The 13126-nt window shown below is 62.4% G+C and carries 8 protein-coding genes and 1 riboswitch; of the genes, 2 read left to right on the plus strand and 6 right to left on the minus strand.

Annotated elements, in window-relative coordinates:
• Positions 1-5 precede the first annotated feature (5 nt).
• The 6 genes from G556_RS0100245 to malQ form a co-directional block, all read right to left on the minus strand.
• On the minus strand, positions 6-1220 hold the full coding sequence (locus G556_RS0100245; protein WP_028821326.1) for a CbiX/SirB N-terminal domain-containing protein: 1215 nt from the start codon (positions 1218-1220) through the stop codon (positions 6-8).
• A 15-nt stretch (positions 1221-1235) separates the two neighbouring features.
• A complete protein-coding gene (gene cobJ, locus G556_RS0100250) occupies positions 1236-3014 on the minus strand; it encodes a precorrin-3B C(17)-methyltransferase (RefSeq protein ID WP_028821327.1) in 1779 nt (592 codons plus the stop codon).
• Positions 3015-3022: 8 nt separating this feature from the next.
• Complete coding sequence (cbiE, locus tag G556_RS0100255; RefSeq protein ID WP_028821328.1) at positions 3023-3682, minus strand: precorrin-6y C5,15-methyltransferase (decarboxylating) subunit CbiE; 660 nt, start codon at positions 3680-3682, stop codon at positions 3023-3025.
• Positions 3683-3706: 24 nt separating this feature from the next.
• Positions 3707-4522, minus strand: a complete 816-nt coding sequence (cobM, locus tag G556_RS0100260) for a precorrin-4 C(11)-methyltransferase (protein WP_028821329.1) — start codon at positions 4520-4522, stop codon at positions 3707-3709.
• Positions 4519-5253, minus strand: coding sequence for a precorrin-2 C(20)-methyltransferase (cobI, locus tag G556_RS0100265; protein ID WP_028821330.1), 735 nt, complete (start codon positions 5251-5253; stop codon positions 4519-4521). The genes cobM and cobI overlap by 4 nt, the downstream gene beginning before the upstream one ends.
• Positions 5254-5292: 39 nt before the next feature.
• Positions 5293-5432, minus strand: a riboswitch (cobalamin riboswitch).
• Between the two features lie 85 nt (positions 5433-5517).
• Positions 5518-7449 (minus strand): 4-alpha-glucanotransferase, encoded by a 1932-nt coding sequence (malQ, locus tag G556_RS0100270; RefSeq protein WP_028821331.1) that lies wholly within the window; start codon positions 7447-7449, stop codon positions 5518-5520.
• 349 nt (positions 7450-7798) lie between these two features.
• On the opposite strand from malQ, the gene G556_RS09635 reads away from it, so the two are divergent.
• Positions 7799-9442, plus strand: coding sequence for an NAD(P)-binding protein (locus G556_RS09635; RefSeq protein ID WP_036915316.1), 1644 nt, complete (start codon positions 7799-7801; stop codon positions 9440-9442).
• Between the two features lie 84 nt (positions 9443-9526).
• Positions 9527-13120 (plus strand): pyruvate:ferredoxin (flavodoxin) oxidoreductase, encoded by a 3594-nt coding sequence (gene nifJ / locus G556_RS0100280; protein WP_036915483.1) that lies wholly within the window; start codon positions 9527-9529, stop codon positions 13118-13120.
• The last annotated feature ends 6 nt before the right edge of the window (positions 13121-13126 follow it).

Below are 13126 nucleotides of genomic sequence, written 5' to 3' on the forward strand. Positions count from 1 at the left end.
TTTTTTTAGAACTCGCGACGAATTGTCGCCACGGATGCCGTGCGGGCGTGCGCGGTGCGGTGCGGATCCTGGCCGCCCACGACACCCACCAGCAGGCCGTTAGCGGCGCCGGTGGCCGGGGTCCAGGCGGTGCCGCCGCTGGCGTCGTCGCCGCGGACGCAGAACACGCGTCGAGCCTCCGCCCAGGCCGCAACCTGCTCGTTTACCTCGGGCTTGTTTGTGAGCGCCATGGCGTACCAGGCGTCGTCCAGATCCGCCTCGGTTACCTCGCGTTCGACGAGCTTCAGCTTGCCCAGCTCGCCGAGAGACTTGATTCGCTCGTCGAAAGATGGTGCGACGACGGTGATGTCAGCGCCGGAATCAATCAGCTTCTCGATGCGGCGGGCGGCGACGTGGCCGCCACCGGCCAGAACCACCTTGCGTCCGGCAAGAACCAGGCCGGCCAGGTAGACCTGTGGGGCGCCGTGGTCGGAGAGCTTGCCGGATGCGTCGCGGAACCGATCGACGACAACCTGGGCCAGCTCATCACAATCGCCGATGACGTCGGCAACGCGAACCTCGGCGTCGGGGTGAGCGGCGACCCACTCGTTAGCCTGCTTGTGGGTCCAGTTTTCTAGCCGGCCGTGGAACAGGAAGTGCGGCATGACGACGATCTTGCGTCCGCCCTTGTCGTAGGCCTGCTGCAGGCCCTCGGTCAGGTTCGGGTGCGTCACCTGAATATAGGCGTTAGTCAGGTCGGCGTAGCCGCCCTTTTCCAGCAGGACGCGGCCAAGGCGCGCGTGATCGGCGTTCGGCGTAGTCAGACTGGTGCCGCGGCCAAGGAACACGACGCTGATCTCGTCGTCAGACCAGTCGCCTGCGGCAGCGGAAATGCGCTGGCAAACAGCGGAGATCATCCTCGGATCCGGCCCAAGATGCGGCGCATAAGTGACGCGCGAACCGGCCACGGTCTCGATGCCAGCACCGAAGCCCTCGGGAATGTCCTCCTCGACGTGGCTGCCGGTGCCGATCATCAGCGGAACGACGACAGCGGACTTGTCGGCGTCGGTTTCGAGCGCATCGGTAACGGCGTCGGCGATGGTCGGCTCGTCCAGCTCGACGTAGCAATCAAGAACGCGGACGTCCGGCAGCATCCTGCGGACGCGGTCGATCAGCGCGCGGCACTGCTGCTGGCCCTCTTCGATTCGAGTTCCGTGAGCTGCAATTACTAGTGCAGTCATAGTTCTTCCCTTCGGTTATTTGGTTTCTTCTTCGAGCCACTTGTAATCGCGTGGCGTGACAACAACTTCCTTGTTTCGTCCCGTCTTGACCAGTCGGGTGGTTGACGACCCGACGAGCACGATGGAGCGCATGTCCACCCACTCGGGGTCGAAGTCTGCCAGCGTCGCCACGCGGTAGTTTTCGCCGGGCCGGGTTGCGTTCTGCACGACGGCGACGGGCGTGGTTTCGGGCCGGTTCCAGCCCAGGATTTCGAGCGCGCGCGGCAGGTGCTCGACTCGCTTATGGCTGCGGGGGTTATACAGCGCGACGACGAAGTCGCCCTCGGAGGCCGCCTTGAGTCGCTTCTCGATGTTGTCCCACGACGTGTGCAGGTCGGAAAGCGAGAGGGTGACGTGGTCGTGGCCGAGGAACGCGCCCAGAATCGACGATGCCGCCAGCTCAGCGGTTACGCCGGGCACGACGCTAACGTCGATGCCCTCGGTGCCCAACTCGAGGGTGGGGGAGGCCATAGCGTAGATCGCCGGGTCGCCGGAGCAGACGATGGAAACTTCGCGTCCCTCGCGTGCTTTCTCGATGGCCATAGCGATGCGTGCTTCTTCACTGCCCATGCCGGTTGAGATGACGTCGGTGCCGGGGCGAAGCATGTGGCGGATCTGCGCGACGTAAGGACGGTAACCCACGACGACCGCGCTGGCGCGAAGCGTGTTCTTGGCCCGCGGGGTCAGCAGGTCGTCTGCACCGGGGCCGAGGCCGACGACGCTCAGGCGTCCCATCGGCTTGAGCCTGGCCACCGCGACGGTGACGTTCGGGGTCTTCTGTTTGTCGATTATCAGCTCGGAGCCGGCGACGTGGCTGGGCAGGTAGGACAGCGCGGAGGCCTCCGAAACCGAGCCGGTGCCGACCGCCTCGAGCGCGTGCTGCGACTGATTCGGCGTCTCGACCTTGGCTAGTTCGTCGGCGCTAAACGTGACGAACGGCACGCCCAGCTCGGCCGCGAAATCGATGAAGCCCTGCTCGTTGTCTTTGGCGTCGACGCTGGTCAGCGCGGTGACTGAAGACAGCGAAAGGTTGTTTTCTTCAAGAACTCGGGTGGCTAGCTCGCGGATCTCGGCGACGTCGGTGCCTCGGTTGCAGCCCATGCCAAGCACCAGCGACTTCGGGTGGATCGCTACGGTCGGCAGATCGTCGGGGACCTGGTTGGAATCGGTGACCAAAATGCGGAACTTGGCCGGTGCAACGGGCAGCTCCTTCACGTGGGTGCCGCGACGCTCGACGCGTGGAACGCCTGGCTCGTTGACGTTCTCGGGCAGTGCGGGCAGCGGCCAGCCGCCCCGAACCAACTCGACCGGCTCACCGTCCAACATGCCACGGGTGACGCCGGCGAGATCGCCGGTGGTGGCCCAGCCGAGCGTGTCCAGTCCGGGGATGTCCCTGCCATCGGTCGCGGTGGTGACGGTTGCGACCGCGCCGATGCCCTCGGCGATCTTGCGGGCCAGCTCGTTCGCCCCGCCCACGTGTCCGCCGACCAGCGGAATAGCGAATTTGCCGGCCTCGTCAACCACGACGACGGCCGGATCGGTCTTCTTGCTCTTCAGCAGATCGGCGATCAGCCTGGTGGTCGCGCCGAGCGCCAGGTGGCTGATGATCAGATCGCATTCTTCCCAAGCAGTGCGCAGACCTTCGCCGGACTTGCCGAAGTAGTGCTTGGTTCCGCCGAGTACCTCGTCGAGTTGGGCAGCCCGGGCCTGTGCTGCGGGCGAGGTGGCTACCTGGCCAATGATTTTGTCGCTCAATTGTTCTCCTAGATCTGCGGTACGGCGTCGAAGCCACCGACTATGGGGTGCTGTTCGCCGAGAGCTTCTGGCTCGTCGGGGTGGTGGTCGAGCACCAGGACGACGTTCGGTGAGGTGATTTCAGTGACCATTCGGGCCTCCGCCTCGTTCATGACGCGGATTTGTTCATCGGCGCTGCCAAGTTTCTCGGCCAGCACGTAGGTCTTGCCCAAGCCCGCGGTGGCCTCGACGATCTGTGGCAGTGTGTTCTTCGGGTCGGTCAAAATGCCGACCTTCGGGTGCCGCCGGCAGGCGTCGAAGGCGGGCACCGGGTCGTTGCCGTGTGCAGAAACCAGCAAGGCGTCGTCCCACGGCAGCCCGACGGCAGCGAAAGCCAGCTGCAGGCTGGTGACGACCGGCACAACCCGGACCTTTAGGCCGGCGGCACGGATGCGTCGCACGACTCCGTAAAACAGTGGGTCGCCGGAAGCAACCACGACGATCTTTCGGTTGAGGTTCTTCTTCATCTCGTCGATCGCCGGGGCGATGCGCCCGAGCACGACGCGCTTGTCCTCTTCGACGCCTAGCGCGTCCAGGTGACGCCTACCGCCCACCACCAGGTCGGCGTCTGCGGCGTCCCTACGAAGCTCTTCGGAGGGCTCGGCGATGAATCCGTAAACGGTAATCATGTGTTGTCCTTTCGCGCGGCGGGCTCAGAGCGCCTCTGCGCCCTTATCGCGCAGATCCGCTGCGGCCTTCGGGTCCGCAGGGCGGTATTCGTGCCTGAAACCGGGGTGGTAGAGGTGCGATCGTTTAACCATGCGCTCCTCACTGAGGGCGGGGCCAACCAAAATGACCGTGTGCTTCCACAGCTTGTGGGCCTTCATCGTCGACTCGAGCTCGGAAAGCTTGCAGCGAACCATGAACTGGTCGGGCCAGGTGACCTGGTAGCCGATAATCACCGGGGTATCCTCGGGGTAGCCGCCGGCCAGTAACTCCTCCTGGAGCTGTTTCGAACGTGCTGCCGAAAGGTAAAGCGCCATCGTCGTGCCGTGCGAGGCGAAGTCGCGGACATTTTCCTTCGGCGGCATCGGGGTGCGGCCACCCTCCAGACGGGTCAGGATAAGCGACTGCGAAACCTCGGGCAGGGTGATCTCGACGTCGCTCATCGCCGCAGCAGCAGAAAAAGCGGATACGCCCGGGATCGTCTCGTAGGGCACGCCCAGCTCGTCGAGAACCTGGCGCTGCTCTGCGGTTGCGCCATATATGGAGGGGTCTCCGGTGTGAACGCGAGCAACCAGAATACCCTCGTCGCGAGCGCGCTCGTAGTAGGGGAGGATGTCCTCCAGGGACGCGGAGGCCGAATCAATCAGCTCTGCGCCCTCCTTGTGGCGGGCGACGACCTCGGGGTTAACCAGCGACGATGCCCAAATGATGATGTCCGCGTTCGCGATGGTCTCGGCGCCGCGCACCGTGATCAAGTCGGGGGCACCCGGGCCCGCACCTACGAAAACTACCTTGCCAGTCACAGTCGTTCTCCTAGTCCGTTGCGCTTCGGCGGCCACAAAACGCTGGTGAAGTACGGCGCCTCATCCAGCTCGCTGACCAATGAAATTTCTTCCTCGGGCAGCCCAACATTGCTGCCGACGACGGCGTCCTCGCCCACCTCGTTCAGGTGCTCTTTCAGCGCGGCGAAGTGGCGTCCGGCCTTGTAAACCACGCAGGTGTCGGCCACCTCGGAAACCTCGACGAGCTGGTCGATGCCTTTCTTCAGCGGCACGAGCGCCAGCACTTCGTCGCCCTCGCAAAGTGGGGTCTTCGAGGCGGCCGCGAGCGCCTGCATCGCCGTGATGCCGGGGATGACCTCCACCTCAACCTCTATCTTCTCGCGCACGCTGGCAACAAGATAGCTGAACGTGGAATACACAGAAGGGTCGCCGATGGTCGCGAAACCGATCTGCTTGGCGCCCGCCTCGAACTGTTCGATGGCCACGGCCGCGGACGTCTGCCAGTTGGTCATTCTGCGGGTGGTGACGCCTGTTGGGTCTTTCATCGTGAACGGCACGCGCACGATCTTCTCGGCCATCTCGGGGGAAGCAGCCGTGATGATGGTCTCCGCACGCCCGGCATTGCTGCCGCTAGCTTCGGTGGATGGCACAAGAATGACGTCGCAATTGCGCAGCACCTTCAATGCTTTGACAGTAATTAAATCGGGATCCCCCGGGCCGACGCCAATGCCAAGTAGCCGTGGAAAATTCACTAAATCTCCTAGCCACCCTAACCTCGAGGGTGTTTCGCTGTGGGGACGATCGGCCTGGCGACCGGGCTAACTGCGCGCCGCGCGCAGATACCGTTGCGGGACAGCGCCGGGTTCTCACCGGCTTCGCAAGCGTCTCGTCGTCGACTCGTGTCGACTCTGTCAAGCCTAGCGCGATATCCCAACCACTCCCAACCTTATGAAGATGCAATTTGGGTCAAAAAGTATCGGGCCGCAAGAATCTTGCGGCCCGATACTTTTTCTAACTTATTTATCTAGCTTGCGCCCCTGTTCGATGACGCTGACCAGCTCGTCGGCAAGCGACGACGTCATGATGTCGTCCACCGGGCGGGGCAGCGCGATGCGCCAGTTCGGGTACTGGTCGATGGTGCCGGGCATGTTCGGGCGCTCCTTGACGCTGGCGGCATCGTCCAGGTTGAGCAGGACGACTCGGCTCGGTGCGTCGCGCAGCATCCGGTAGCGCTCGATGATCATCGACTGGACGTCGTCGCGGGTGATCTGGTTGAGCGGCTTCGCCGGGTCGACGTGAGCCATTTCGCATAGCACCTGGCGAGTGCTTTCGACCTGTGCCCAGTCTGCACTCTTGCCGATGCGCTTCAGCTCGGAGACGTCGAAACCGGTTGCTAGGCCGGCGACCGTCACTTGGTCGTGCGTGGAGCTGGTGCCCACTCCCAGGGTCGGGAACTCGCGAACCGGGGTGCGCATTGCGGAGCGGTTACCCAGCATGCCGATTTCTTCCATCGTCTCGCGCACGCCGCCTGCTACGGTGCCCATGTCCTCGCCAACAACCCAGCTGTTCTGGCGGTAGCATTCCAGCCTGATGATGGCAAGCATGGCGTCCACCGGGTAGTGGATGTAGACGCCGTCGGCCGCGCTGCCGGAAACCGGCACCCAGTAGAGGCGCCAGAGCTGCATGACGTGGTCGATGCGCATCGCGCCGGCGTCGCGCAGGGTGGCGCGAACCATATCGATGAACGGCTTGAAATCCACCTCCGCGAGCTTCTGCGGGTTGAACGGCGGCAAGCCCCAGCGCTGACCCTCGATGTTGTGGCTATCCGGGGGAGCGCCGATCTCGAAGTCGAACTCGAGGATGTCCTGATTGATCCAGGCGTCTTGGGAGGCCGAGTCGGAACCAACGGCCAGGTCCGCGATGACGTCTACACCCTCGCGGCAAGCTGCAGCGTACTGGACGTGGGCAACCCACTGCATCCAGCTGTGGAAATCGATGAGGTCGGAGTTCTCGTTGACGAATTCGGCAACCGCGTCGGAGGAAATGTTCTGGTATTCCTTCGGCCATTTGCGCCAGTCGGTGCCGTACTTTTCGGCGATGGCGGACCAGGTGGAGAAGTCGGAAAGCTTCTTACCCCACTGCTCGAACCAGGCGTCTCGCTCGATGTTCGGGTCGTTTCGGACGGCCTTCCAGATGCGCAGCAGCGCCTCGCGCTTCAGCTTCCAGACGGCTGCACGGTCGATCATGCGTTCCTTGTTTAGCTTGCAGCCTGCCTCCGCGAGGTCGGTCAGGTCTACGTGCTCGGCGCCGAGGACGTCGCCCGGTGCGATGTGTAGGACGTTCAGGAAGATCCTGGACGCGGGCGAGTATGGCGATGCCTGCGGGTGCTCGGTCGGGCCGATGGCGTGGACCGGCGAGACCTGCACGCAGCTCGCGCCCTGCATGGCGGCGATGCGGCAGATCAGCGCGAGGTCGCGGAAATCGCCGATGCCCCAAGACGAGCGGGAGCGTGCCGAATAAAGCTGAATCTGCCAACCCCAACTACGCTGTGGGGTCTGAATTTTTTCAGGCGTGCAGATGACGAAGCGGCGGACGCCAGCGTCGTTGTAAAGAATGTGGTATCCGGGCATGTCCACCAGGCCTTCGGCGCGGTAGTGATGCCCGTTCTCTAGGATTAGCGTTCCATAGAGTTCTGGGTGGTAGCGACCCGGGCTGCATACCAGCGGGCCGTTTTCGTTGTCTAGCGGTACGGAAGTATCAAACCTGTTTGCGACTAGCTCTAGCGTCTTTGTTGGTGTCTTGACCCAATCGCCTTTGGTATTCACGTAACCGCTGGTCACTCCATATCGGCCTACGCGAGACATTATTTCGCCGCGGTGCGCGTCGTCTGTGCTGGTAGCGCTATGCGATATGCCGCGGGTTTCGTGGTCTGATGAAATGTTATTCACGTGGCGATCCTACATGAATACTCTTTTGAGCTTGGACATAGTTCAGATCAGTTTTGGCAACTTAATCTATATCTGCGCAAGTCATCGGCGGAATTGTTGCCTATGGCGAATGAATGATTGCAGACAATTGCTTGTTAGATGATTACATAACCGAACTATAGGAAATGAATCCGTTTTGTTTATAGGTTCACTAGACCTAAGTAATAGTTTTCCCTTGCTGCAACTGGTACTCAAGTTATATTTTCTGTCTGTCTAGCGGTGTACTCTGAATCTGCTGGATGACCCTCGCATCGCACCTGCAAAAGTGCCTAACAAGGGGGTTTCAGAAGAAGTTTTAGAGCGGAGCAAAATGAGTGAACTTGCAAACGAGGTGACGCAGCGCACAGACGTGACTGCGGTTCCAGACCTGGCTTTGGGCACGTCGAAAATCGGCCCAGTTCGCACGCAGATCCCGATTTACGTAGACCTGCTGCCACCTTGTAACAATGCCTGCCCCGCCGGCGAGAACATCCAAGAGTGGCTGCGCCTTATTAAAGAGGGCAAAGAAGAGGCCGCGTGGCGCCAGCTGGTGCGCGACAACCCCTTCCCGGCCATTCACGGACGCGTTTGCTACCACCCCTGCGAAACCGCGTGCAACCGTGCAGACCTCGATTCTTCGGTCTCTATCCATTCCGTCGAGCGCTATCTGGGAGACCTGGCCATCGAGCGTGGCTGGACGTTCCAGAAGCCTGTGACGCACACGGGTAAGCGAGTGATGGTCGTCGGTGCCGGCCCATCCGGTCTTTCGGCCGCCTACCACCTGGCCAGGCTCGGACACGAGGTCGAGATTTTCGACTCCGGTGAGAAGGTCGGTGGCATGATGCGTTACGGCATCCCGGCCTACCGTCTGCCTCGCGAGATTGTCGACGCCGAAGTCGAGCGCCTCAAGAACCTGGGCATCAAGATCCACCTGAACCACACCGTAACGGACCTGCAGGCCGAGCAGAGCGCGGGCGACTTCGACGCGTCGTTTATCGCGGTAGGTGCTCACCTGTCCAAGCGCGTCGATATTCCGAGCATGGATGCGGAAAAGATGGTGGACGCCGTCGACTTCCTGCGTGATGTGGCCAGTGGCGAGAAGCCCAGGATCGGTCGCCGGGTCGCCGTTTATGGTGGCGGTAACACCGCAATGGACGCCGCCCGCACCGCACGTCGCATGGGCGCTGAAGAGGCCGTCATCATCTACCGACGCAACGAAGAGCACATGCCCGCTCACCGCGAGGAGCTCGAGGAGGCCGAACGCGAGGGCGTCCAGGTGCACTGGTTACGAACCATCAGCGAGGTGGCCGACGACGTCATGGTCGAGGTCATGGAGCTCGACGAGGACGGCCGCCCGCACGGCACCGGCAAATTTGAGAAGCTGCCCGCGGACACCGTCATCATGGCGCTCGGACAGGTTTCCGACACTGCGTTCCTGCACAACATCGACGGCCTCGACTTCGACGGCGACACCCTAAAGGTGAACCCCGTCACACTTATGACCTCCGTGCCCGGCATCTTCGCCGGTGGCGACGCCGTCCCAAGTCAGCGAACCGTCACTGTTGGCACCGGCCACGGCAAGAAGGCCGCCAAGATGATTGACGCCTGGCTGAAGAACGAAGACCGCTACGTCAAAGTGAAGCACCCCGTCGTCGAATTCGATGACCTGCACCTGTGGTATTTCGGTGACCACCCGCGCACCATTCAGCCCGAGCTTGGCACTAAAGAACGCATGGGCTTCGGTGAGGTCGTCGGCAGCCTGACCGAGGAGCAGGCGCACTTCGAGGCCCGCCGCTGCCTTTCTTGCGGTAACTGCTTCGAGTGTGACGGCTGCCTCGGTTCCTGCCCCGAAGACGCCGTCATCAAGCTCGGCAAGGGTCACCGTTACCGCTTTGACTACGACAAATGTACTGGCTGCGCAACCTGCTACGAGCAGTGCCCGGTGCACGCCATCGAGATGATTCCGGAGAATTAAATGAGCGTAAAAAATTCTATTGGCCAAGAAGACCCGGACACCGGCCAGCCGGAGGTTGCCAGCGCGAACACTGATTACGTCATCATGGACGGCAACACCGCCACCGCTGACGTAGCGTTCCGCATCAACGAGCTCTGCTCCATCTACCCGATTACGCCTAGCTCGCCGATGGCAGAGCTGGCCGACGAGTGGTCGGCCAAGGACCGACCAAACATCTGGGGCCAGGTGCCGCACGTCATGGAGATGCAGTCCGAGGGCGGCGCCGCAGGTGCCTACCACGGCGCACTGCAGGCTGGCGCCATGGCTACGACGTTCACCGCGTCGCAGGGTCTGCTGCTGATGATCCCGAACACGTACAAGATCGCCGGCGAGCTGACATCAACCGTTATGCACGTAGCCGCGCGTTCGCTAGCGGCCCAGGGCCTGTCGATCTTCGGCGATCACCAAGACGTCATGGCCGTGCGCCAAACCGGTTGGGCGATGCTGGCCTCCAACTCGGTTCAGGAGTGCCACGACAATGCGCTGATCGCGCAGGCTGCCGCAATGCGTTCCCGCGTGCCGTTCCTGCACTTCTTCGACGGCTTCCGCACCAGCCACGAGCTGAACACCTGCATCAAGTTGAGCGACGAGCAGCTTGCCAAGCTGATCACCGACGACCTGGTGCGCGAACACCGCTCCCGTGCGTTGAGTCCGGCGCACCCGTTTATTAGGGGCACCGCGCAGAACGGTGACGTCTACTTCCAGGGCCGCGAAGCGTCCAACAAGTACTACATCGAAGCCGCGAAGATCGTCCAGGAGGTAATGGATGAGTTTGCCGAGATGACCGGACGCCAGTACCACCTGGTCGACTACATTGGCGATCCGAATGCCGAAGAGGTCGTCGTCATCATGGGTTCCGGCTCAGAAGTAGTGGAGCAGGCGGTCCAACGTCTCAACGAGTCCGGCCGCAAGACCGGCATGCTGATCGTGCGCCTGTTCCGTCCGTTCCCGAGTGAGCAAATCGTCGAAAAGCTGCCGAAGAGCGTCCGCAAAGTCGCCGTTCTCGACCGCACCAAGGAGCCCGGCTCCGAGGGCGAGCCGCTGTTTCTGGACGTCAACACCGCGCTTTCTCAAGCTGTCAGTGCGGGCGAGCGTGACCAGATGCCGCGCGTCATCGGCGGCCGCTACGGCTTGTCCAGCAAGGACTTCACCCCGGCAATGGCCGTCGGCATCTTCGACGAGCTGGCCAAGGAGAACCCGCGTCCGCGCTTCACCATCGGCATCAACGACGACGTGACGCTGCTCTCGCTGGATTACGACCCGAGCATCGACCTGGAAGACGCCGAGACCAAACGAGCAGTGTTCTACGGCATGGGTTCCGACGGCACCGTCGGCGCCAACAAGAACACCATCAAGATCCTCGGTTCCGAGCCGGGCACGTACGCGCAGGGCTACTTCGTCTACGACTCGAAGAAGTCTGGTTCGCGCACCACGAGCCACCTGCGGTTCGGGCCGGACCCGATCAAGGCGCCATACCTGGTTAATAAGGCGGGCTTCATCGGCTGCCACCACTGGAGCATTCTGGAGCGCATCGACGTGCTGGCTTTCGCCTGCAAAAACACGGTGCTGCTCATCAACTGCCCGTTCGACACCGACCAGGTTTGGGATCACCTGCCTGCTCCGATGCAGCGCAAGATCATCGACTTGGACATCGAGTTGTACGCGATCAACGCAAACGAGGTGGCCCGTTCGGTTGGCTTGGGTGGTCGCACGAACACCGTGCTGCAGACCTGCTACTTCGCGATTTCCGGCGTGCTCGAGCCCGATGTGGCGATCAAGAAGATCAAGGACTCGATCACCAAGACGTACCTGCGTAAGTCGCAGAAGATCGTCGACATGAACCACGCTGCCGTCGACAAGGCGCTTGAGCATCTGCACAAGATTGAGGTGCCTGCACAGGTGACGAGCGACAAGGGCTACCTGAAGCCGGTTCCCGACAACGCCCCTGACTTCGTCAAGGAAGTCACCGCCAAGATGCTCGTCGACGACGGCGATTCGCTGCCCGTCAGCGCGCTGCCGGTGGACGGCACTTATCCGTCCGGCACGACGCAGTACGAGAAGCGCAACGTCTCCGACATCATCGCGGTTTGGGACGAAGAGAACTGCATCCAGTGCGGTAACTGCGCGTTCGTCTGCCCGCACGGCGTGCTGCGCGCGAAGTACTACTCGCCCGAGAAGCTGGAGGGCGCGCCCGATAGCTTCGAGTCGATTCCGCTGAACGCCGCAGGCCTGCCCGACACTCGCTACACGCTGCAGGTTTACGCCGAGGACTGCACGGGTTGTGGCCTGTGCGTCGAGGCTTGCCCGGTTCGTCCCATCGGCAAGCCGGACCGCAAGGCGATCAACCTCGAGACCGTGCTGGAGCGCGACGAGCAGCGTGCGAACGTCAAGTTCTTCGAGTCGCTGCCCAGGCCGCGACGCAGCCGCGTGAACTTCGGTACCGTGCGCGGCACCCAGTTCCTGACCCCGCTGTTCGAATTCTCGGGTGCGTGCGCCGGCTGTGGCGAGACGCCGTATCTGAAGCTGCTCACCCAGCTGTTCGGCGACCGTCTGCAGGTGGCCAACGCCACCGGTTGTTCGTCGATTTATGGCGGCAACCTGCCCACCACGCCGTGGGCGAAGGGCGACGACGGGCGCGGCCCGGCCTGGAGCAACTCGTTGTTCGAGGACAACGCCGAATTCGGCCTGGGCATGAGGCTCGCCGCCGACCTGCACACCGACCTGGCTCGCACCAGGCTCGAGGAGGTTCGTGGTCTGATTAACGACGACCAGCTGGTCGACGAGCTGCTTTACGCGCCGCAGCGCACTATGCACGAGCTGCGCAACCAGTACCGTCGCGAACAGCGTCTGGTCAAGATGCTTGAAGAGCTGTCATGCAGCCCAGCGCTGGAAGAAGACACTCGTCGCAACCTCAAAGACCTGCTTTCCGTGGCAGACAACCTGCTGCGTCGATCCGTCTGGATCGTCGGTGGCGACGGTTGGGCATATGACATTGGTTCCGCCGGCGTCGACCACGTCCTGGCTAGCGGGCGTAACGTCAATATCCTGGTGCTCGACACCGAGGTCTACTCGAACACGGGTGGTCAGGCGTCCAAGTCCACGCCGACGGGCGCCGTCGCCAAGTTCGCAACCGCAGGCAAGACCACCGGCAAGAAAGACATGGCGATGCAGGCCGTCGCTTACGGGCACGTTTACGTGGCTCGAGTCGCGATGGGTGCTGACCCTGAGCAGACCTTGAAGGCGTTCCGCGAGGCGGAGGCCTACGACGGCCCGTCCCTGATCATCGCCTACAGCCACTGCATCAGCCACGGATACAACCTGCGCAAAGGCCTGGAGCAGCAACATAAGGCCGTCGCCTCGGGGCACTGGCCGCTGATGCGCTTCAATCCGGTGCTTCGCGAGGAAGGCAAGAACCCGTTCCTGCTCGACTCGATGCGTCCGAGCATTCCGCTGCGCGAATACCGCAAGACGGAGCTGCGCTTCAAGATGCTCGAGGCCTCCGACCCCGAAGAGGCGAACCGTCTGCTGGAGATCGCCCAAGAGCAGGTGATCCGTAGATACGCCGAATACGAGTCCGCTGCCCAGCGTCCGCCGGAGATGTTCTCCCGCGATGCCCGCAAATCAGCCGACACTGAATGATTAAGG

The organism is Propionimicrobium lymphophilum DSM 4903, from assembly GCF_000423485.1.
Taxonomy (GTDB): Bacteria; Actinomycetota; Actinomycetes; order Propionibacteriales; family Propionibacteriaceae; genus Propionimicrobium; species Propionimicrobium lymphophilum.